The sequence below is a fragment of the Bradyrhizobium jicamae genome (genome assembly GCF_001440395.1).
GTDB classification, from domain to species: Bacteria; Pseudomonadota; Alphaproteobacteria; order Rhizobiales; family Xanthobacteraceae; genus Bradyrhizobium; species Bradyrhizobium jicamae.
The window spans coordinates 20,356-40,485 of sequence record NZ_LLXZ01000002.1 but is presented as its reverse complement, the minus strand read 5'-3'; the positions used below and the strand labels follow the sequence as shown (position 1 = coordinate 40,485).

At 63.6% G+C, this 20,130-nt stretch carries 19 protein-coding genes; 14 read left to right on the top strand and 5 right to left on the bottom strand.

What is annotated here, in order from left to right; all coding sequences use genetic code 11:
* The 3 genes from CQ12_RS00420 to CQ12_RS00410 form a co-directional block, all read left to right on the top strand.
* Positions 1-405, top strand: a 405-nt coding sequence (locus CQ12_RS00420; protein ID WP_198164026.1) for a tail fiber domain-containing protein, incomplete at its 5' end; no start/stop codon positions are given.
* 2 nt (positions 406-407) lie between these two features.
* The gene (locus tag CQ12_RS00415) at positions 408-1,334 is read left to right on the top strand and encodes a DUF2950 domain-containing protein (protein ID WP_057833388.1); all 927 of its coding nucleotides are present in this window, start codon (positions 408-410) and stop codon (positions 1,332-1,334) included.
* Between the two features lie 96 nt (positions 1,335-1,430).
* Positions 1,431-3,791 carry a sulfatase-like hydrolase/transferase gene (locus CQ12_RS00410; RefSeq protein WP_083519047.1) on the top strand — a complete coding sequence of 787 codons (2,361 nt, stop codon included), beginning with the start codon at positions 1,431-1,433 and terminating at the stop codon, positions 3,789-3,791.
* Positions 3,792-3,953: 162 nt separating this feature from the next.
* Here the strand turns inward: CQ12_RS00410 and CQ12_RS00405 are convergent, their stop codons facing one another.
* The 3 genes from CQ12_RS00405 to CQ12_RS00395 form a co-directional block, all read right to left on the bottom strand.
* On the bottom strand, positions 3,954-4,250 hold the full coding sequence (locus tag CQ12_RS00405) for a hypothetical protein (protein ID WP_057833387.1): 297 nt from the start codon (positions 4,248-4,250) through the stop codon (positions 3,954-3,956).
* Positions 4,251-4,411: 161 nt separating this feature from the next.
* Positions 4,412-4,957, bottom strand: coding sequence for a flavin reductase family protein (locus tag CQ12_RS00400; protein ID WP_157087919.1), 546 nt, complete (start codon positions 4,955-4,957; stop codon positions 4,412-4,414).
* Positions 4,958-4,970: 13 nt separating this feature from the next.
* Positions 4,971-6,062: an LLM class flavin-dependent oxidoreductase gene (locus CQ12_RS00395; protein WP_057833385.1), complete on the bottom strand. Its 1,092-nt coding sequence runs from the start codon at positions 6,060-6,062 to the stop codon at positions 4,971-4,973.
* Between the two features lie 124 nt (positions 6,063-6,186).
* Here CQ12_RS00395 and CQ12_RS00390 point away from each other — a divergent pair, with 124 nt between their 5' ends.
* Positions 6,187-7,101: a LysR family transcriptional regulator gene (locus CQ12_RS00390; RefSeq protein WP_057833396.1), complete on the top strand. Its 915-nt coding sequence runs from the start codon at positions 6,187-6,189 to the stop codon at positions 7,099-7,101.
* A gap of 2 nt (positions 7,102-7,103) precedes the next feature.
* Here the strand turns inward: CQ12_RS00390 and CQ12_RS00385 are convergent, their stop codons facing one another.
* Positions 7,104-7,985, bottom strand: coding sequence for an SMP-30/gluconolactonase/LRE family protein (locus CQ12_RS00385; RefSeq protein ID WP_057833384.1), 882 nt, complete (start codon positions 7,983-7,985; stop codon positions 7,104-7,106).
* Between the two features lie 130 nt (positions 7,986-8,115).
* Between CQ12_RS00385 and CQ12_RS00380 the strand changes: the two genes are divergently transcribed.
* Positions 8,116-8,805: a TetR/AcrR family transcriptional regulator gene (locus CQ12_RS00380; RefSeq protein WP_057833383.1), complete on the top strand. Its 690-nt coding sequence runs from the start codon at positions 8,116-8,118 to the stop codon at positions 8,803-8,805.
* 28 nt (positions 8,806-8,833) lie between these two features.
* Here CQ12_RS00380 and CQ12_RS00375 read toward each other — a convergent pair whose 3' ends face one another.
* Positions 8,834-9,814, bottom strand: a complete 981-nt coding sequence (locus CQ12_RS00375) for a tripartite tricarboxylate transporter substrate binding protein (protein ID WP_057833382.1) — start codon at positions 9,812-9,814, stop codon at positions 8,834-8,836.
* Positions 9,815-10,019: 205 nt separating this feature from the next.
* Here CQ12_RS00375 and CQ12_RS00370 point away from each other — a divergent pair, with 205 nt between their 5' ends.
* The 9 genes from CQ12_RS00370 to CQ12_RS00330 all read left to right on the top strand — a co-directional run bounded on the left by CQ12_RS00370 (position 10,020) and on the right by CQ12_RS00330 (position 20,124).
* Positions 10,020-10,790 (top strand): enoyl-CoA hydratase/isomerase family protein, encoded by a 771-nt coding sequence (locus CQ12_RS00370; protein WP_057833381.1) that lies wholly within the window; start codon positions 10,020-10,022, stop codon positions 10,788-10,790.
* A gap of 2 nt (positions 10,791-10,792) precedes the next feature.
* Positions 10,793-12,919 (top strand): acetate--CoA ligase family protein, encoded by a 2,127-nt coding sequence (locus CQ12_RS00365; RefSeq protein ID WP_057833380.1) that lies wholly within the window; start codon positions 10,793-10,795, stop codon positions 12,917-12,919.
* Positions 12,920-12,977: 58 nt separating this feature from the next.
* Positions 12,978-14,204: an ABC transporter substrate-binding protein gene (locus tag CQ12_RS00360; RefSeq protein ID WP_057833395.1), complete on the top strand. Its 1,227-nt coding sequence runs from the start codon at positions 12,978-12,980 to the stop codon at positions 14,202-14,204.
* 76 nt (positions 14,205-14,280) lie between these two features.
* Positions 14,281-15,489, top strand: coding sequence for an acyl-CoA dehydrogenase (locus tag CQ12_RS00355; protein WP_057833379.1), 1,209 nt, complete (start codon positions 14,281-14,283; stop codon positions 15,487-15,489).
* Complete coding sequence (locus CQ12_RS00350; protein WP_057833378.1) at positions 15,489-16,523, top strand: acyl-CoA dehydrogenase family protein; 1,035 nt, start codon at positions 15,489-15,491, stop codon at positions 16,521-16,523. Before CQ12_RS00355 ends, CQ12_RS00350 begins: the two co-directional genes overlap by 1 nt.
* Before the next feature lie 15 nt (positions 16,524-16,538).
* The gene (locus CQ12_RS00345; RefSeq protein ID WP_057833377.1) at positions 16,539-17,312 is read left to right on the top strand and encodes an SDR family NAD(P)-dependent oxidoreductase; all 774 of its coding nucleotides are present in this window, start codon (positions 16,539-16,541) and stop codon (positions 17,310-17,312) included.
* Between the two features lie 33 nt (positions 17,313-17,345).
* Entirely contained in the window at positions 17,346-18,878 is a 1,533-nt protein-coding gene (locus tag CQ12_RS00340; RefSeq protein ID WP_057833376.1) for an SDR family oxidoreductase, read from the top strand.
* A complete protein-coding gene (locus CQ12_RS00335; RefSeq protein WP_057833375.1) occupies positions 18,875-19,660 on the top strand; it encodes a carboxymuconolactone decarboxylase family protein in 786 nt (261 codons plus the stop codon). Before CQ12_RS00340 ends, CQ12_RS00335 begins: the two co-directional genes overlap by 4 nt.
* Entirely contained in the window at positions 19,657-20,124 is a 468-nt protein-coding gene (locus tag CQ12_RS00330; RefSeq protein WP_057833374.1) for a tripartite tricarboxylate transporter TctB family protein, read from the top strand. Before CQ12_RS00335 ends, CQ12_RS00330 begins: the two co-directional genes overlap by 4 nt.
* Positions 20,125-20,130 lie beyond the last annotated feature (6 nt).

The following is a 20,130-nucleotide window of genomic DNA, read 5'->3' as shown; positions in this document are numbered from 1 at the left end:
AGCATGGCGAGCATGGGCCCGCGCGGCGGCATGGCCATGGCCGGACGGGGCGGAGGTTTCGGCGGTCGAGCGGCGATGGGAGGTGGCGGCGGCTTCCGCGGCGGTGGCGGCGGAGGCTTCCGGGGCGGCGGCGGACGACGGTCCGACATCGGGCTGAAGCACGACATCGTTCAGCTCGGCTATCTCGCGAATGGCCTCGGCTATTACCGCTTCAGCTATCTCGGCAGCACCAAGTCCTATGTCGGCGTGATGGCGCAGGAAGTGCAGATGGTGAAGCCGGACGCAGTGACCCGCGGCGGCGATGGCTATCTGCGCGTCCACTACGACAGGCTCGGACTGAAATTCCGCACCTACCGCGACTGGGTAGCGTCAGGCGCACAGATTCCGACGCAATCGAGGATGTGACCATGACGATCCGCCATTCGGTCGGCCCCGTTCGCACCCGGTGTTTCGTTCCGGCTGCCGCGGTCATGCTGTGTCTGCTGTCGTTTCCGGCCGGCGCGCAACAAACCTTCAAGACGCCCGATGAGGCGGCGACTACGTTGGCAGATGCCGTCAAGTCGGGGGCCGAGAAAAGCATCCTGCAGGTGCTTGGCCCTGGTGGAGCGGACATCGTCTCCTCCGGCGACGATGTCGCCGACAAGGAAACGCTCGAGCGCTTCACCACCGCCTGGACTGCGAAGCACTCGATCAAGAGCGAGGGCGACAACAAGGCGACGATAATCCTCGGCAATGACGATTTCCCGTTTCCGATTCCGCTGGTGAAGAACAAGGCCGGATGGGAATTCGACACCGCGGCGGGACGCCTCGAAATCCTGTACCGCCGCATCGGCCGCAACGAGCTCGCTGCGATCCAGACCGCTCTCGCTGTTGTCGACGCGGAGAACGAATATGCGGAAAAGGATCGGGGCGCGGGTGTTGGCGTCTATGCGCAGCGCATCGTCAGCGCATCGGGCAAAAAGGATGGGCTCTACTGGCCGGGTGACGACAGTCCACTCGGCGAACTCGCCGCGAAGGCGTCCGCCGAGGGATACAAGGCCGGAGAGGAGGCCACTCCCTATCACGGCTATTATTTCAAGATCCTGACGCAGCAGGGGGCGAATGCGCCGGGCGGTGAACTCAACTACATCGTGAAGGGAAAGATGATCGGCGGCTTCGCGCTGCTCGCCTGGCCTGCCGAATACGGCAATTCGGGCGTGATGACCTTCCTGGTCAACCACAATGGCGTGGTCTACCAGAAAGACCTCGGCGCCCGCACCACCCCGCTCGCCCTGCGTATCACGCGGTTCAACCCCGACCAGACCTGGAAGAAGGTCGATACGTCCTCGAACTAGGACGCGGACTCATTAACGCGCAGCCATAGCGCTGGGAGTGAGCACGAAGGCGGACCCCCGGCATAGTGGCTCGAAGGACGACTCATGGAGGTTCGGATGATCCGTCCTAATCTTCTTGCGGCCACCGCTCTGATGATGACGCTCTCGGCATCGGCGCATGGGCAATCCAAGTCCGGTGCGACTGGTGATGATTCCAGAACCGTCTTGCCCCGTTCGGCAACGCCGTTTGCAGGACAGATTGGACAGACGTGGCAGCAATCGAGGCCGGATTTTCCCAAGCCTCTCGCGGCCCCGGAGGGAGCGCCCAACGTACTCCTCATCCTCACCGACGATACGGGCTTCGGACACGCGTCAACATTCGGCGGAGGCGCCGCTACTCCGGTGCTGGAGCAGTTGGCTCGCGATGGCTTGCGGTACAACCGCTTCCACACGACCGCGCTCTGCTCGCCCACCCGCGCCGCCCTCCTGACCGGCCGCAATCATCACTCGGTAGGGACCGGCGTGATCATGGAAATGGCCACGGGTTATCCGGGCTATACCGGCATCGTGCCCGACAGCACCGTAGGCGTTCCCGAAATCCTGCGCCTCAATGGCTATGCAACCGGCTGCTTCGGTAAGTGGCACAACACGCCTGCGACGGAAGTCAGCGCTGCCGGACCGTTCGAGCGGTGGCCCACCGGCAGCACGTGGGGCTGTAATACTTTCTACGGCTTCATGGCCGGTGAGACCGATCAGTACTATCCGGTGCTCTACCGCAATACGACTCCTCTCAACCCGCCGCGCACGCCCGAGCAAGGCTACAGTTTCAGCGAGGACATGGCTGACGAAACGATTGCCTGGATCAACAATGTCAGTGCGACCGATCCGAAGAAACCGTGGTTCGTCTATCTGGCAACCCCCGGCGTGCATGAACCGCACCAGGCGCCAAAGGGGTATCGCGACAAATACAAAGGCAGGTTCGACGCCGGCTGGGACAAATATCGCGAAGAAACATTCGCACGGCAGAAACGGCTTGGTGTCGTTCCGGCTGAGGCCAAGCTCCCGCCGCTTCCGAAGGAAGTTCCCGCATGGGAAGGCCTCTCGCAAGATGCGAAGAAAGTCTATGCGCGGATGATGGAGAACTACTCGGCCTACCTTGAATATACCGACGCCCAGATCGGACGCGTGATCGGGGCCATTGCTGCGAAAGGCCAACTCGACAATACGCTGATCATCTACATCGTCGGCGACAATGGCGCCTCTGCCGAAGGCGGTCTGGAGGGCACGGTCAACGGCATTGCGGGTCTGAACGGCATCCAGCTCGGCTTGCCTGGCCTGTTGGCCAAGTACGACGATATTGGCGGCCCGGAGACCGAGCCGAATATCCCGGTTGGTTGGGCGATTGCCGCGGACACTCCGTTCCAGTGGACCAAGCAGGTGGCGTCGCACTTCGGCGGAACGCGCAACCCGATGGTGATCAGTTGGCCGAAACGCATCCGCGACAAGGGTGGACTGCGTTCTCAATTCCTTCACTGCATCGACGTCGTCCCTACCATCTTGCAGGCAGTTGGCCTGCCGCAGCCACAGGTCGTCAATGGGGTGCAGCAGAAACCGATTGAAGGTGTCACCTTCCTGTCTACCTTCGATTCTTCAGGCGCGCCCGAGGTCCGCACGACCCAGTATTTCGAGATGATGGGAAACCGGGCGATCTACAAAGAAGGTTGGTTCGCCGCGACGCGGCACGGCATCCCCTGGATGACCGCTGGCCAAGCCACCGGCTTCGAGAGCGACGTGTGGCAGCTTTACGATCTCACCAAGGACTTCACCCAAGCCGACAGCGTTGCAGCGCTATACCCCGAGAAGCTGAAGGAGCTTCAGGCTGTGTTCGACGAGGAGGCGCGCAAGTACAACGTCTTTCCTCTGGATGACCGCATGGCCGGCCGCTTCGACCTGTCGAATCGGCCGAACCCGCTCACCGGGCTCACGAGCTTCACCTATGGCCCTGGCGTCGGCTACATCCAGGAGAGCGCCGCGATCAATACGCACCAAGGGTTTTCGATCACCGCGGAAGTTGAACGCAGTTCGGGCTCTGCCGAGGGCGTGATCGCGTCCATGGGCGGAAAGACGTCCGGATGGTCGCTTTACCTTCGGAACGGGCGGCCGATTTTCTACTACAACTTCTTCAGTATTGCCGGATACCGTGCGGAATCTCCTGGACCCTTGCCGGAGGGCAAGAGCACGGTGCGCGTGGAGTTCACTCCCGAGGAGAAGGGCTACGGAAAGCCCGCAGTCGCAAGACTCCTCATTGACGGGAAGCAGACGGCAACCGTTCGTGTCGAGAGGACGGTTCCTGTCGGCTACAGCGGTGAAGGGTTCGATGTCGGCGCCGATAATATCTCGGCGGTGAGCCCCGACTACAAGTCGCCGTTCTCATTCAACGGAAAAATCCAGAGTGTCACAATCGCAATGGAGAAATAGGCGGCGCCGGCCCCGTGAACTAACGTCGGACTCATGTCTCCTTGTGGCACATCGCGTCATTTCGCTATGACAAGGCTATTCGGTCGCTTTTGGATCGAAGCGGACAGCGCGCCGGATTTATGAGTACACGGCCTGGTCGCAGTGCGTCGCGGGGTGGTGCGACTAAGGCTGTCGTTCGACGTGGGCACGGATTGCATCTGTTTCTGCCTCGATCCACCCGTGCTCGCGCGCTTTCGTGACCATCTCGGCGAAGCTCTGCTCCCACGTGCTGTCATCGGGGCGGCCGTTCAACGTGGGCACCAGCTGGATAGGAACGAGGGCATTGCGGTCATCCACAAAAGTGATCCCCTGCCATGGCTGATCGACGCTTGCTTCGCCTTTCAGCACGAGCTTGAACCTGCGGAAATCAAGCGGCTCGATCAGTCGGATTCCGCCTTCCAATGAGCATTCGATGATCATGCGTCGGTCCGTTCCGTGGCAAGCTTGCTGATGCCCGCGCGCGTCGAAAGAAAATTTGCACTAGAGCATGATCCAGAAAAGTGTGTAGCGGTTTTCCGAAAAGATCATGCTCAAACAAAAAGATAAAGCGGGATGACGATTCGAAGAAAAGTTATCACGCTTTAGAGCTGCGGCAATGTCCGTAGCGCGCCTTTAAAGTTAACCAAAGGATCGCCCTTGCCCCCGCGCGTGGCCACGATCCTTCCGATGAAGAGGCCGTGGGTGCCGACCACGTGGTGGTGGTGCAGCACGCACTCCAGCGCGCCGATGGCGGATCGCAACAGCGGCACGTCGAGGATGCCTTGCTCCCAGGCCGCCGTCTCGAAGCGTTGGACACCTTTGACGCCGTCCCGGCCGGCGAAACGCAGGGCCAGGTCCTGCTGCCCGTCGCCAAGCAGGCTCACACCGAAACGACCGGTGGCGAGGATCGCATCATGCGTTTCCGATGTCAGGTTGACGCCCACAAGGAGGCAGGGCGGATCCATGCACAGCGATGTGACCGAACTGACGGTCAGACCGCGTCGCTCGGTCTCGGTTCCCGTCGCGACGACGGCAACGCCGCTCGCCAGATTCCGCATGGCCTCGCGAAACTCCGCCGCCTCGACGGAGCGGACGTCGCTCATCGGGAGAAATTGACAGCCCATATGGTCCTCCAGGGTCGCCACCATCCTGACGACTGCTCTACGCCGGGGCTGCTTCGCCGGCGATCTTGCTCTCGTCAGACCGGCTTGAGCGGAGTTCGCGCCGGATTGCCGGAATGATCTTGCTGCCCCACAGATCGATCTGACGGAGCATCGTGCGCTGGTCGAAATCGCCGAGTTGGGTCTGGAGCGCGATGTGGGAAGGCTTGAGGACGCTGATCTCTTCCAGCATCCGATCGATCACCTGGTTGACGCTGCCGACCGGAAGGTTCTTGCGCATTGTCTCCAGGCTCATGTCGTTCGGTCCGGCTTCCTCCTTGATCAGGTAACCGTCGTCGCTTTGGGCGCGTCGGAATTTCAGGCTTTCCGACAGCCGACGCTGGAAGCGGGCATTGTCGAGATAGGCGTGAATTTCGTTCTCATTGTCGCTGGCATAGGCGCAGCGCAGGAAGCCGAAATGCGTATCGTCGATCGAGCGTCCTTCCTTGGATGCAATGCCCTCGAGTCGTTCGCGCAGCGCCTTGATGGCGTCGAGACCATTGAGAAGGGCGGTCACGAACAGGTTGTGATGGTCGCTGATGGCGCGGCCCAGCGTTTCCGCATGCCCTGATGTCACCCAGATCGGCGGCATCGGCTTCTGTATCGTGCGAACGGCGATCGCCGTCGGCGGCATCTGAAGGTGCTTGCCGGAGTACGAGAATATGCGTTCCTTCATGCCCGCCTGAAGGACATCGTAGAACTCCGCGAACAGCGAATGCGAGTCCTTCAGGTCGACGCCGAAGCGGTCGAACTCGAACTGCTGGTATCCCGAACCGATGCCGAGATCGAGCCGGCCGTTCGAGACCGTGTCGGCAAAGCCGATCTCGCCCAACAGCCGCGCCGGATTGTAAAGCGGCAGCACGCAGACCGCGGAGCCGAGCCGGATCCGCTTGGTCAGGCCGGCGCAATGCGACACCATCATCAGCGGCGAGGGGCACAGGCTGTAATTGTTGAAATGATGTTCGGCGTACCACGCCGTATCGAAGCCGGCCGCCTCGGCGGCGACGGTCTGTTCGACGGCATTGTTGATGACCTGCTGCGAGGTTTGGTGATAGCCGCGCTGCTGCGCCAGAATGAATACGCCGAATTCCATCGGATGCGTTCCTCGCCATTTGCGTTCCGGCCCGTGCGGCCGCTTCAGGCAAAGTTATGGCCTTGTGGTTTTTCGAACAATTGGCGTAATCTGAGCATGTCTTTTGCAGAATCTGAAAAGATCGATGAATCGCCTCCAGGCCATGGAATTGTTCGTCAGCACCGTCCGCGAGGGCAGCTTTTCCGCGGCGGGACGAAAAGCGGGGCTCTCTCCGGCGTCGGTGTCGCGCTATGTCGGAGAGCTCGAGGCCCTGCTCGGGGTGCAGTTGATCAATCGCAGCACCCGCCATCTGGGACTGACCGAAGCGGGCAAGATCTTCTTTCAGCGCACCGAGCAGGTGCTGCACGGCATCGAGGATGCCGAGGCCGCGGCCCTTGCCTTGCAGAGCACGCCGCGCGGAACGCTCCGGGTTCATTCGCGAACGCTGTTTGGAATCAAGGTGCTGTCGCCATTGATTCCGCAATTCCAGAAGCTTTACCCGGAGTTGAAGGTCGAGCTCCGTCTGTCGGAGCGGCGCGTCCAGCTTCGCGAGGAGGAGTTCGACATCGATTTCCAGATCGCCGCGCCGAAGGATCCGGGCCTGATGCAGCGCCGGCTGGTGAGAAGCGAACGCATTCTGGTGGCATCGCCGGACTATGCCGGGCGAATGCCAAAGCTGCGCGGCCCGGAAGACCTGACGGGGCACAACTGCCTGACCTACTGGATGGGACCCGAGGACGTGGTCTGGAAGTTCATGCGCAAGAACAGGCTTCGCGAGATCGTCGTGCCGTCCTCGTTCAGCAGCAATAACGGCATCATCCTGTGCGATCTCGCCGCGCAGGGACACGGCATTGCGTTGCTCGACGACTACACGGTTGCGGACGAGTTGAAGAGCGGAAGGCTGATGCGCCTGCTGCCGGGTTTTCGCGTGACCAACTCGACCTTCGACGAGGGCATCTACGCCACGTTCCAGCAGAGCAGCTATCTACCGGAAAAGATCAGGGTGTTTGTCGATTACATGGCCGAGAGCGTACCGCGGCAGATCAGGCGATCTGCCTAGCGTCAGCCGAACCTCTCGGCCGGCAATCCGTTCACGCCGAGATCCTCGACGGCGAACAATCCTCCGGCATCCGGACCGTCGTCCGCAAGGTTCGTGCTGCGCGAGATTGACGTCACATAGAGGACATCGAGGCCGGGGCCGCCGAACGCCACGCTGGTCGGATGACGGACCGGCATCTCGACAAGCCGGTCCATCGTTCCATTCGGCGCGAATCGTGCAATCGAGCCGATGCGCACCAGCACGGTCCACAGATAACCTTCCGCATCGACCGTCGCCCCATCGGCGCCCGAGCCCAGTGCGTCCGTGTTGACGAAGACGCGCTTGTTCACAAGCGGACCCTCGCGGCGATAGTCATAGGCCCAGGTGACGTGCCGCGCCGAATCCGCGAGATAGAACGTCCTGCCGTCCGGACTGAAACACGGGCCATTGGTCACGGCGAGATCGTCCTCGATCAGTTCGATCGCGCCCGAGGCGTCGGTGCGATAGAGGCCGCCAAGCGGCCTTTCACTCTCCGCCCGGCCGCCATGCAGGGTCCCGGCCACGAAGCGCCCGAAAGGATCGACCTTGCCGTCGTTCAGCCGCACCATGGGGTGTTCGACGTCGATCGAGGGACCCATGGTCAATCCGTGCGTGCTGAAATCGTACTGCGCAAAGCCATGGCGCAGCGCCAGCACCGCGCCGCCACCTTGCGTCAGGGCGAGTGACCCGATCGGAGCCGGCACCTCGAATTCCTCGATCGCGCCGGTTGCGGGAGACAGTTTGCGGATCGCTCCCGCAAGGGAATCGATCCAGACCAGCGCCTGCGTGCGCTCGTCCCACACTGGGCTCTCGCCGAGCTGGTCCTTGGTTCCTCCGATACGGGTGATGCGCGGGGCTTTATTCATCGCGTTATACCTTGTTGGGCAGCAAGGGCTGAGCGGGCTTGACCGGTCGGTCGGTGAAAATCTACGGTCGTTTTCGAATGGCGGTCACTGCGGTTCAGGTTCGGACGCGCCAAGGCAGATTGCGGGTTCGATGGTTGAATTATCGACGACAAAGGACGGAATCCCGAATCAGGCGGAGGCGTCCGACCGTGTCCTGCAGATCCTTTCGGAAGCCGGGCGGCTGTTCGCGACCAAGGGATATGACGGAACGTCGATGCGCGACATTGCCGTAGCCTGCGGCATCTCGAAGTCGCTGCTGTATCATCATTTCTCCAACAAGGACGAGATCTACGCCCGCGTGGCCGTCGGCTCCACGCTCGAACTGTACCTGTTCGTGCGCGACCGGGTTCCGGACGGGCCGCCGTCGCAGAAGATCCGCGCCTTCATGGTCGCGACCGCCGAGTATTTCCGGCGATATCGCTGGGCCTGGATCGCATCGACGACCGCCTTCTGGAACGATCCGGATCGTCACCGGCAGAAGGAAAGACTCACGCGCCGCGACCGGTTCGAAAACTTCCTGCGCGGCCTGATCCAGGAAGCGATCGACGCGGGCGAAATTCGAAAGGTCGATGTTCCCATGACCGGGCGGCTGATCCTGTCGTCGCTCAACTGGATGCATCGGTGGTACAATCCCAACAAGAGCGCAACGCCGGAGCAGATCGCCGACATCTTCTTCGACATGGTGTTCAACGGCCTTCGCAGCGGTGATGCTGCGGCACCGCCGCCGGCGGAGCCGCCCAAATCCTCCCGGCGGAAGGCGCGTCAGACGTCGAGATCCTGACGATCGAACGGCCGGGCGAAGACCCGGCTCATTCGAGCGATATATTCTGCGCCGTGATCACCGGTCCCCAAAGGGCCGCGTCCTTGCCCAGTTGGGAATCGAGCAATTGCGGTGCGCCGATGTCGGCTTGCAATCCGTCGGTTTCCAGTTGCTTTGCGATCTCCGGCTTCTGCATCGCGGCGTTGGCCGCCGCGTTCAGCCGTTCAATCACGTCGCGCGGGGTGCCGGCGGGTGCGTGCAGCGCGGTCCAGAACGATGCGGAGAGCTCCGGATAGCCTGACTCGGCGAGCGTCGGGACATCGGGAATGTTCGCCATGCGCTTGGCCGACGAAACCGCGAGAATGCGCAGTTGCCCGGTCTTGGCGTGCTCGGCCACGGCGGCCGGCGTTGCGAAATTGAGGTCGCACGCGCCCGACAGCAGCTCCATGACGGAAAGCGGATTGTTGCGATAGGCGACGTCGGTGACGGCGAACCCCATCGATTTCCCCATCATGATCCCGAACAGATGCGTCACGCTGCCGGGGCCGAGGGTGGCGTAGAACAGCGGCTTGTCGCGGCCCTTGGCATAGCTAACGAAACTCTTCACATCGGTAACCGGCATCTTGGCGTTCACGGTCAGCGACAGCGGGCCGTTGCAGAGCATGGCGACCGAAGCGAAATGCGAAAGCTTGTAGGGCAGGTTCTTGCGCAAGAGGACATTCAACGAGATCGGGCCGGTGCCGCCGGCGAGCAGGACGGTGCCGTCCTTGGCGGCGCGTGCCACATATTGCGATCCGACGATGCCGTTGGCGCCGGGCTTGTTGTCGACCAGAACGGGCTGATCGAGCGCTTCCGACATTCCCTTGGCGACCGTGCGCATCAGGCTGTCGATCGAGCCGCCGCTCGCATAGGGCACGATGATGAAGATGGTTTGCGACGAGCGCGCTCTGACGATCGCGGGCGCGGCAAACGGCGCGATGATGGCGCCGGCCACGAGCGTCGTGAACTGACGTCGGCTGATTTTTGCCATGGCGAATTCTCCCGGATTTTGTTGTCGGTTGGGCAGCAACCTAATACCTGACCGATCGGTCAGTCAACTGATCTGTGCGAACGGCTCTTGCAAGCAAACAATCTTGGTGCTATTTGCGAAAAAACTGACCGATCGGTCAGGCGTCTGAAGCCGACGCCGGCGTCGAGGATCGCGTCGTCAAGATCAAGCAAATCAGGAGGAAGCCATGTCCGGCGACATCATCACGCTCGAAGTATCCGATCACATCGCATTGGTGACGCTGAACCGCCCGCCGGTGAATGCGCTCAATCGTGCGATGCGGGATCGTATCGTCAGCGTGTTCGACGAGATATCCGAGCGCAGCGATGTCCGCGTTGCGATTCTGACCGGTGCCGGGAAGGTATTTTGCAGCGGCGCCGATCTGAAGGATCGTCCGGATCCGACGAAGGTCGGTGCGTTTCACGACCACAACCGCATCACCCGCGAAACCGGTAACTGCATCCGCGAGTGCTCCAAGCCGGTGATTGCCGCGATCAACGGTGTCGCGCTCGGCGCCGGCCTCGGCCTGATGGCGTCCTGCGACATCTTCTACGCTTCCGAAGAGGCCGTGTTCGGCATGCCCGAGATCAATGTCGGCCTCGCCGGCGGCGCGGCGATGCTGAACACACTGTTCGGCCGCTCGCTGATGCGCCGCATGTTCTTCACGGGCTACCGGGTTCCTGCAGCCGAGCTTTATCGGCTCGGCATCATCGAAGCCTGTACCACCCGCGAAAACCTGATTCCGGAAGCGATGAAGATCGCGCGCGAGATCGCCGAGAAGAGCCCGGTCGCGATCGAGTATGCCAAGCAGGCCACCAACATGGTCGAACTGATGCCGCCGCGCGATGCCTATCGCTTCGAGCAGAACATCACCATGGCGCTGTCGAAGACCGAGGACGCCAAGGAAGCGCGCATGGCGTTCCTGGAAAAGCGCGCGCCGGTGTTCAAGGGACGCTGACGATGCGGCCGGGAGAGGGTCTCGACGCGTTGATGGCGCCGCGCTCGATCGCCATCATCGGTGCATCGCAGGACGCCACCAAGATCGGCGGTCGGCCGGTGGATCTGTTGCGCCGCTACAGCTATGCGGGGCAGATCTATCCGGTCAATCCGAAGGCGTCGGTAGTGCAGGGGCTTCAGGCCTATGCGTCGCTCGACGAGCTGCCGGAAGCGCCGGACCTTGCCATCATCGCGGTTGATGCCGAGAAGGCACCTGAAGCGGTGGAGCAATGCGCCGGACGCGGCGTCCGCAGCGTGGTCGTGTTCTCCTCGGGCTTTGCCGAGCTGGGCGAGAAGGGGCGCGCCATGCAGGATCGGCTGCGCGTGGCCGCGCGCCGGACCGGCATGCGGCTGCTGGGGCCGAATTGTCTCGGCGCGGTCAGCGTCGCCGATCGGGCGATCGCCACCTTCTCGATCGTGCTCGAGCACAGCCTGCCGGCCGCCGGCTCGCTCGGCATCGTGTCGCAAAGCGGCAATCTCGGCAGCTTTACCATGCGGATGGCGAGCGACCGCGGTGTCGGCGTCAGCCGCTTCATGACCACCGGCAATGAATGCGACATCGATATTGCCGACGGAATTGCCTGGCTTGCCCGCGATCCCGCCACCAAGGTCATCCTGTGCTGTGTGGAAGCCTGCCGGGATGCAGGTCGACTGATTGCGGCGCTGACCGAGGCGCGCGAGGCAGGAAAGCCGGTCCTTGTGCTGAAGATCGGCACCTCGGCGGCGGGGCAGGCGGCGGCTGCTTCCCACACCGGCGCCCTGGCGGGATCGGATGCGGTGTTTGATGCCTTGCTTGTACGCTATGGCGCGGTGCGGGTGCGCAGCATCGAGGAGCTGATCGAGCTTGGCCACGCCGCATCCATCCTGTTGCCGGACCGGTTGCCGAAGGGGCCGCGCCTGGCGGTTGTGACCGCGTCGGGCGGGTTCGGCGTCCTGCTGGCGGATGCCGCGCAGGCTGTCGGCTTGTCGTTGCCGGAGCTGAGCGAAGCGACGCAGCGCACGATCCTCGAACTCGTCCCGTTTGCGTCCGCGCGCAATCCGGTGGACGCGACCGCGCAGATGTCCAGCCGGCCCGATCTGCTGCAGAAGATTCTATCGGCAGTCGTGGCCGACGATCGCAGCGACGTGATCGTGCTGCCGCTTCCGTTCTCGCTGCACATGCCGCGCCTGCGCTCCGTCTACATGGAGGCCCTACGCCACATCCGTGCGCACTTTCCCGATCGTCCTGTCATTCTCTGCGTCGATGGCCCGCCCGATGCGCTCGCTGAGTTGCATGCCATGGGCTATCCGACCATCGCGAGCTTTGACGGCTGCTGCGCGGTGGTCGCGGCGCTGGCGCGGCTGCAGACGGCCGCGAAAGTTCCAAAGGATGCAAGCCCGTCAGCCATTGCGAAAGCCTCGCCGCTTTCCACCGAGGCGTTTCGCCATGAACTCGGCGCCAAGCGCGCGCTTGCGGACGCCGGCATTCCGGTGCTTGCCGAGCAGCTGGTCTCGAATGCCGATGCCGCAGCATGCGCCGCCAGCGAGATGGGCTTTCCGGTCGTCTTGAAAATCGCCTCGCCCGATCTGCCGCACAAGACGGAAGTCGGAGGTGTTGCCGTCGGGCTTCGGTCTGAAGCCGAGGTGCGAGCGGCTCACGCCGAGATGCTTTCGCGGGTCGCTGCGAAAGCACCGCATGCGGCGATCGATGGCGTGATCGTTGCCCCGATGGCACAAGGCCTGTCCGAACTCATCCTCGGCAGCCGGATCGATCCGGTGTTCGGCCCGGTCGTCATGGTTGGCCTCGGCGGCATCTTTGCCGAAATCGTCCAGGATACCGCCGTGCAGATGGCGCCGGTGAGCGAGACGCAGGCCATGGCGATGCTGACATCGCTTAGGGCGTTCGCGGTCCTTAACGGCGCGCGGGGCCGGCGGCGCGCCGATCTCGCGGCGGCGGCCCGGGCCATCGCCGCGTTGTCGCGCTTTGCAGTCGCGCATGCGGAATCGGTGTCCGAAATCGACATCAATCCGTTGCTGTTGAAGGCGGAAGGCGAGGGCGCGGTCGCGCTCGACGCGCTCCTGGTCCCGCGCACAAGCGGTCCGCAACACTGAAGGCATCAATCAACAAGAACCGCGAAGTCGGCTCAATCACTGCAGGGAGGTACTGATGATGAAGGGGAATACTCGTTTTCTCAACGCCGTCGTTGCGTTGGCCGTCGTCCTGTTCGCGACGGTCCCGCTGCGCGCGCAAGGCATCTCCGGCGACGTGATCAAGATCGGGATCATGAACGACCAGAACGGCCCGTATGCCGACAATTGCGGACCGGGTTCGGTCGCCTCGGCGAAGCTCGCGATCTCTGATGTCGGTGGCGCCGTCAACGGCAAGAAGATCGAGCTCGTCGTCGCCGACGACCAGAACAAGCCCGACATCGGGGTCGCCGTCGCGCTGCGCTGGCTCGACAATGAAGGCGTCGATGCCATCGTGGGCTGCTCGGCTTCCTCGATCGCGCTCGCCGTGCAGGACATCATGAAGGCGCGGAAGAAGCCGTATCTTCTGGCGGGAACGGCAGGATCGTTCTTCACCAACGACAAGTGCTCGCCCATGACCACGCAATGGATGGTGGACACCTATGCGCAGCCGAAGGCCACGGTGAAGGCCCTGCTGGGGCAGGGCGTGGACACATGGTTCTTCTTGACCGTCGACTACGCCTTCGGCAAGGGGTGGCAGGCCGACACCACCAACTTCATCAAGGCGGGCGGCGGCAAGGTCGTGGGCTCGGTGCTGCATCCGCTGAACTCATCGGATTTCTCCTCGTTCCTGCTCACCGCGCAGGCAAGCGGCGCCAAGGCGATTGCGCTGGCCAATTCGGGAGCGGATTTCGGCAACGCCATCAAGCAGGCGCAGGAGTTCGGATTGCCGCAGAAGCAGTTGCTCGTGCCGCTGGGCTTGATGATCAATCAGGCGCACGGGATCGGTCTGCGCGACCTGCAGAACGTCCGCTTGACCACGCCGTTCTACTGGGACCTCACCGCCGAAACCCGCGCCTTCGCCAAGCGCTTTGCCGAAGCGTCTAACGGCCAGATCCTGAACGAGGCAAAGTCCGCCACCTACAGTGCCATCACGCACTACCTCAAGGCGGTTGCCGCTGCCGGTACCGACGAGGGCGATGCGGTGACGCGGCAGATGAAGAGTACGCCGGTCAACGATTTCGCGATGAAGAATATCAGCATCCGCGCCGACGGGCAGGTGATGCGTCCGCTCTACGTGGCCCGCATCAAGACGCCGGCCGAGTCGAAATACGCCTACGACTATTACGAGATCACCGGGACCATTCCCGCCGAGGAGGCGTGGCGCCCGGTCTCGGAAAGCGCGTGCGATCTGCTCAAATCGCCATGATCGGAAAAATCCGAGGAGCGATCCGGTCGATTGCGGCCGGCATCGCTCCCGGTTCAGTTGAAGCGGGAAGTCGACGATGACAGTGATTGAAACAGAGCCGCCTGTAGCCGCAACCGGCGATCTTTCCGGTGAGGCCTATCGGGTCGCGATGCGTCGTTGGCTTCGGGCCAATCTGCCTGCGAGCTTTCGCAGCGACAGCGCGGCCTTCTCGCCGCCGACCTTGCCGCAATCGATTGCGTGGGAGGCGGCGATGTATCGCGCCGGGCTCGCCGGCATCATCTGGCCGCAGGCCTATGGCGGGCACGGCCGGACCTTGCGCGAACACCTGATCGCGAACCAGGAGATCGGCGCGCTCGCGATGCCCGAAAGCGTCAATTCGATCGGCAAGGAACTCGCGGGCCCGATCATTCTCGCTGTCGGCACCGAGGAGCAGAAGCGCCGCTTCCTGCCGGCGATCCTGGAGATGCGGGATATCTGGTGCCAGGGTTTTTCCGAGCCCGAAGCCGGATCGGATCTTGCGGGCCTGCGGACGCGCGCCACCCGCAGCGGCGACATTTGGCGGATCAACGGCCAGAAGATCTGGACCAGCGGCGCGTATCGCGCCCAGCGCTGTCTGGTGCTGGCGCGAACGGGCCCGCTGGAGGACCGGCATCGTGGGCTAGCGATGTTTGCCGTGCGGCTCGACGCCAAGGGTGTGCGCGTGCGGCCGATCAAATCGATCGACGGACGCGAGAGTTTCTGCGAGGTCTTTTTCGACGACGTCGAGGTCTTGCAGTCCGATGCGCTCGGCGCGCCGGATGAAGGCTGGGCTGCCGCAATCCGGGTGCTCGAGATCGAGCGGGCGACCAACCGCATGTATCGCGCCTGGCGCTTCGAGAACGAGCTTCGCCACTTGATTGCCGCCTGCAAGAGCGATCCCGTGCTGGCGCAACTGGTCGCGGAGCGGCACTACGAAGTCAGGCTTGGCGAGGTTGTCGTCGATATCGAGGTGCTGAAGGCGCATGTCGAGACGGCGGTGGACGCGCTGGTGAACGGCGACAGGATCGGCGCGCGCGGGAGTCTTGCGAAGCTGCATTGGAGCGAGGCGCACCAGCGCTTTGCAGCGCTCACGCTCGAACTGCTGGCGCAGGCGTCGTTGCCGCTGCAGCCTGCCGTGCAGGTCGCCCGCCGCCGCTTCGAGGCGATCTATCTGCAGGCGCGGGCCGAGACCATCTATGCCGGCACCACCGAAATTCAGCTCGGCATCATCGCCGATCGGATTTTGCAGCTTTCGAAAGGCAAGTGATGACATTGACCGGCGAAGGGTTGCAGCCGAGCGAGTTCGCCGTCACCGCGGCGCGCGCGGTTGCGGATTGTGCGGATTTGAGTTTGCGGGAGCAGGCAAGGCATTTGGCCAATGACGGCCTGCTCGGGGTGATTGCGGCCCACGACGTCGGCGGGCTGGATTTGCCGCTGGCCCTTGCGGTCCCGGTGGTCGCTGCCGCAGGGGCGGGCCTGCTCGGCTTTCCCTTGATGGAGGCGCTGCTCCTCGGCCGCGCGCTGCAAGAATCGTTGCCACGGACGGCCGAGGCCGTGGTGTCCGGCGAAATGCTGGCGACGATCGCCTGGCAAGGAAGTGTCAGCGCCGCGCGTGAAGGTGATTCGGTTGTACTCAACGGCTGGGTTGCCCGGGCGGCTTGCACGCGCGAGGCTGACTGCCTCCTGGTCCGCATCGGCACGAGCGGGGCGGCGCTGGTTTCGACCAACAGCAACGGGATCGTCGTCGAGGACGCGGCGGGCCTGGATCTGGCGGTGCCCGAACACGCCGTCCGCATGGAGGGCGTTACCATACCGGCGGCAAACATTCTGCCTGAAAATACCTGGAGCGTTTTGTGCTCTGACGCCAACGTCCTGCGCGCCGCCGCCATCCTGGGTTCTGCCGAGACGTGCCTGACGTTGGCGCAGGAACACGCATCGACGCGTCGCCAGTTCGGCCGTGCGCTATCCTATAACCAGGCCATACGACACGCCTTGGCCCGCCAGAAACTCGGGCTTGAGGGCATACGACACGCCATCACACGCAGCGTAGGCGACGAAGCCGGCGCGCTGCAGCGTGATGCTGCGTTTCTCGCCGCGGGCGTCTATGGCAGCGCGATCAGCGAGGGCGCGCTCCAGATTCATGGCGGCATGGGATTCACCTGGGACGTCCCGGTGCACCGGCACTTGCGCCGTGTCCGTGCCTTGCAGGCACAGGGCGATGCCAGCGGGGTCCTGGCCGCGCTCGGTCGCCGCTATGTCGGTGCGATCGCGCCGGCTTCCGATGTCACCGCGTCACGATAGGGAAGGAAAACCGCAATGACGGAAGTCAAAGACAAGCCCCTTGCAAATCGTGTCGCGCTCGTGACCGGCGCCGGGAACGGGATCGGCCGCGCGACGGCGTTACTTCTGGCGTCACGCGGCGCCATCGTCGGCGTCAACGACCTGAAGCCGGAGTTCGTCAATTCGACGTTGGACGCGATCAAGGCGGCCGGCGGCAGTGCGGTTGCCGTCACGCAGGACGTCTCGACCCGCGACGGAATGCGCGCCGCTGTCCTTGGCCTCGCCGAGAAGCAGGGGCGTCTCGACATCCTCGTCAACAATGCGGCCTGGGTCCGCTACCAGTCGGTGCCCGACATCGCGCCGGAGACCGTGGATCGCATGCTCAATATCGGCTTCAAGGCGATCATCTGGGGAATTCAGGCGGCGGCCGAGGCGATGGACGGCGAGCGCGGCGGCGCGATCATCAATGTGGCCTCGGTTGCCGGATTGATCTCCGCGAAAAACAGCATCGTCTATAGCGGTATCAAGGCCGGCGTGATGGGCATCACGCGCGCCGCGGCGGCGGAGCTCGGCGCGCGCAGGATCAGGGTGAATGCGGTAGCGCCATCGGCCATTCCGACCGAAGGGACGATGCGAAACCGCAATGCGGAGCTCGACGCGCGGCGGATCGCGCGAACGCCGCTGGGACGGCTCGGCACGGTCGACGATATCGCCAACACCATCGCCTTCCTGGCCGGGGACGACAGCAGCTTCATGTCGGCGCAGGTGCTGACGGTCGACGGCGGGATCACGGTCACGAATATCGCCTAGCGCACACGGCACAATGCATTGCGAGGACCGGCTGTGAGGCGAGCGGAACGGAAAGCCGAACTGAGCGGACGCGTCGTCCTGATCACGGGGGCGGCTGCCGGAATCGGTTGGGCGGCCGCGCAGCGCTTTGCAGCCGAGGGCGCTCGGGTGCTGATCGCCGATATCGACGCAGACAGAGCCGCTAATCGCGTCGGCGAGCTTGGTGCAGCGCATGGCTTTTTCGGTGTCGACATGGCGCAGCCGGAGCAGGTGGCCGAGATGGTGCGCTACTGCGTCAGCCGGCTCGGTGGCCTCGATATCCTGGTCAACAATGCAGGGCGTACCGATACGGACGGGCTCGGTGTGGTTGATCAGCCGGTTTCCGTCTTCGAAAATCTCGTGGCGGTCAATTTGCGCGGCAGCCTGGTCGCCGCGGAGCAAGCTGCCGCGGTGATGCGGCGTTCCGGCGGAGGCGCCATCGTCAACGTCGCGTCCGGCGCGGCGTTGCGGCCGCTGCCGTTTCGAAACGGTTACAGCGCTTCCAAGGCGGGCGTGCTGGCGATGACGCGACATCACGCCTGTGCATGGGCGCGCGATGGAATCAGGGTCAACGCGGTCGCGCCGGGCTATACACGTACCGAGCTGGTCGAAGCGCTGATTGCGCGCGGCCGTATCGATCCGGTCGCCGTAGCGCGTCGAATTCCACTCGGCCGCATGGCAATGCCTGAGGAAATAGCCGCGGCCATCGCCTTTCTGGCCTCGCCTCGCGCCTCGTTTGTCACGGGCTCTACCTTTCTTGTCGATGGGGGATCGCAACTTGGCGGCGGGCAGGCGCCCGCGCCCGAAGCCGGCAATCGTGCGACGCCACCCGGGCGGCCAACCTATGCCGTCGTCGGCGCCTGCGGTTTGCTTGGGCAGGCGCTGGTCGGCAGGCTAGCTGATGAAGATGCGACGGTGGTGGCGATCGGTGCCGATGCCAGGAAATTGGCCGGGCTTGCAGCGGTCGAATGCGCAATTCTCGTTGAGCTTTCGGACGAGCATGCCATGGCGAAGGCGATCGCCGATATCGCGCGCCGCTTCGGTCGCATCGACGGAATCGTGAATGCCGTTGGCGCGGATGCCGTAATAGCTGGCAATTCCGGTGAGGCCGGTGGCGACATCGTGGCGGGCCATCTGACGGGGGCGCTGCGCGTGGCGAAAGCGTGCGGGCCAATCCTGCAGCAACAAGGCTTCGGCGCGCTGCTCAACCTGACATCGATCGGCGGCGAGATCGCGCTTGGCGGCGATGTCGCGGCTGCCGCCAGCGCCGCGGCGGTCGCGATGTTCACGCGTACGCTGGCGTGCGAATGGAGCGGGCACGGCATTCGCATCAACGCGGTCGCCGCAGGGCCGCTCGAGGGGGCGCCGTCGAGTATCATTGGCCGGATACCGCTGGGGCGTGCGGCATCGGCCGAGGAAATTGCCGAAACCGCAGCGTTTCTGCTCAGCCCCGAGGCCGGCTATGTCACCGGCAGCGTCATCGCTGTCGATGGTGGGCTTGGCGTCCATGCGGGTCCCGATCGTACCGTTGCAGGACACGCCGCATGAGTCTCACCTCTGACGAACAGGCCCTAAAGGAAGCTTTCATTCGCGCCCGCGGTTACTGGCGGCCATGGACGGAGGGCCTGCTGCGGCTCGATCCGGCTTTTCTCGCAACCTATGCCCGCTATGGCGGCTATCCTGCCGAAACCGGTCCGCTGTCGCGCAAGATGTGCGAATTGATCTATGTGGCGCTGGATGGATCGGCGACGCATCTGTTCCGCTCCGGGCTCGCGTTGCACGTGCAGCTGGCACTTGAACAAGGCGCCACCGCTCAGGAGATCGTCGATGTGTTGCGGCTGGCCACGGCGCAAGGACTCGATGGCAGCAATCTTGGAGTCGGCATTCTCGCCGAGGAGCTTGCTCTTGCCGGACTCGATTCACGCCAAGCGGCGCTTTCGAACGAGCAGACGGCGCTTCGCGACGCCTATGTCGCGCAATTCGGCGACTGGCCGGATTTCTGCGAACTGTGGCTGCGGGCCGATCCCGGTTATTTCGCCGCGATGCTGGACTTGTTGACGTTGGGGCGCCAGGCGGGCGGACTCGACGAGCCGTCGCGCTGCATGATCTCGCTGGCGTTGAACGCCTGCTTCACCGCGCTCAATCCGCATGGCCTGCGCTTGCAGATCAGGCGAGCCTTGCGACTCGGGATCGACAGGCGTGAGATCCTTCAGGTGCTGCAGATGACGGCCCATCTGGGCGTGCATGCCTGCGCTATTGGCGTGCCGATCCTGATGGACGCGATCGATCAGACGACACGCGCAGACGTAACAGCAGGAGGTCAGGGATGACAGGGCCGGCCATCCGCGATCAGCGCGCCTTTGCTGCGGGCGCGTTGTTCCTTGCCTTTGCGATCTTCTTCTTTGTGACGGCGCTGAACTATCCCGCTGGCACCGCGGCGCGGATGGGGCCGGGCTATTTCCCCCGCATGCTCGCGATCGTGCTTGCCGCTATCGGGCTTGCGGTGATGGTGCGGGCGATGCGATCGACGGCAGAACGGCAGCCGTTGCGGCAGTGGGACTGGAAGGGCCTCGCATGGGTCACGGGTTCAGTGATCCTGTTTGCGCTTCTGCTCTTTCCGGCCGGTCTGATCGGCTCGCTTTTCGTTCTGATCGTGATGTCGAGCAAGGCCAGTCCCGAATTCACCTGGAAGGGAGCGCTGACAAATGCGGCGGTGCTGATCGTGCTGTGCCTGCTCGTGTTCGTCTACGGCCTCGGGCTGCGGCTCCCGGTATGGCCGGCGCTCTTCAACTGAAGGCGA

Bases quoted from the DNA above. Each gene is read 5' to 3' on its own strand.
- CQ12_RS00330 (WP_057833374.1), top strand. From the start codon at position 19,657: ATGACAGGGCCGGCCATCCGCGATCAGCGCGCCTTTGCTGCGGGCGCG.
- CQ12_RS00345 (WP_057833377.1), top strand. From the start codon at position 16,539: ATGACGGAAGTCAAAGACAAGCCCCTTGCAAATCGTGTCGCGCTCGTG.
- CQ12_RS00365 (WP_057833380.1), top strand. From the start codon at position 10,793: ATGCGGCCGGGAGAGGGTCTCGACGCGTTGATGGCGCCGCGCTCGATC.
- CQ12_RS00380 (WP_057833383.1), top strand. From the start codon at position 8,116: ATGGTTGAATTATCGACGACAAAGGACGGAATCCCGAATCAGGCGGAG.
- CQ12_RS00375 (WP_057833382.1), bottom strand. From the start codon at position 9,814: ATGGCAAAAATCAGCCGACGTCAGTTCACGACGCTCGTGGCCGGCGCC.
- CQ12_RS00390 (WP_057833396.1), top strand. From the start codon at position 6,187: ATGAATCGCCTCCAGGCCATGGAATTGTTCGTCAGCACCGTCCGCGAG.
- CQ12_RS00350 (WP_057833378.1), top strand. From the start codon at position 15,489: ATGACATTGACCGGCGAAGGGTTGCAGCCGAGCGAGTTCGCCGTCACC.
- CQ12_RS00335 (WP_057833375.1), top strand. From the start codon at position 18,875: ATGAGTCTCACCTCTGACGAACAGGCCCTAAAGGAAGCTTTCATTCGC.
- CQ12_RS00405 (WP_057833387.1), bottom strand. From the start codon at position 4,250: ATGATCATCGAATGCTCATTGGAAGGCGGAATCCGACTGATCGAGCCG.
- CQ12_RS00410 (WP_083519047.1), top strand. From the start codon at position 1,431: ATGATCCGTCCTAATCTTCTTGCGGCCACCGCTCTGATGATGACGCTC.
- CQ12_RS00395 (WP_057833385.1), bottom strand. From the start codon at position 6,062: ATGGAATTCGGCGTATTCATTCTGGCGCAGCAGCGCGGCTATCACCAA.
- CQ12_RS00360 (WP_057833395.1), top strand. From the start codon at position 12,978: ATGAAGGGGAATACTCGTTTTCTCAACGCCGTCGTTGCGTTGGCCGTC.
- CQ12_RS00370 (WP_057833381.1), top strand. From the start codon at position 10,020: ATGTCCGGCGACATCATCACGCTCGAAGTATCCGATCACATCGCATTG.
- CQ12_RS00355 (WP_057833379.1), top strand. From the start codon at position 14,281: ATGACAGTGATTGAAACAGAGCCGCCTGTAGCCGCAACCGGCGATCTT.
- CQ12_RS00400 (WP_157087919.1), bottom strand. From the start codon at position 4,957: ATGGTGGCGACCCTGGAGGACCATATGGGCTGTCAATTTCTCCCGATG.
- CQ12_RS00385 (WP_057833384.1), bottom strand. From the start codon at position 7,985: ATGAATAAAGCCCCGCGCATCACCCGTATCGGAGGAACCAAGGACCAG.
- CQ12_RS00415 (WP_057833388.1), top strand. From the start codon at position 408: ATGACGATCCGCCATTCGGTCGGCCCCGTTCGCACCCGGTGTTTCGTT.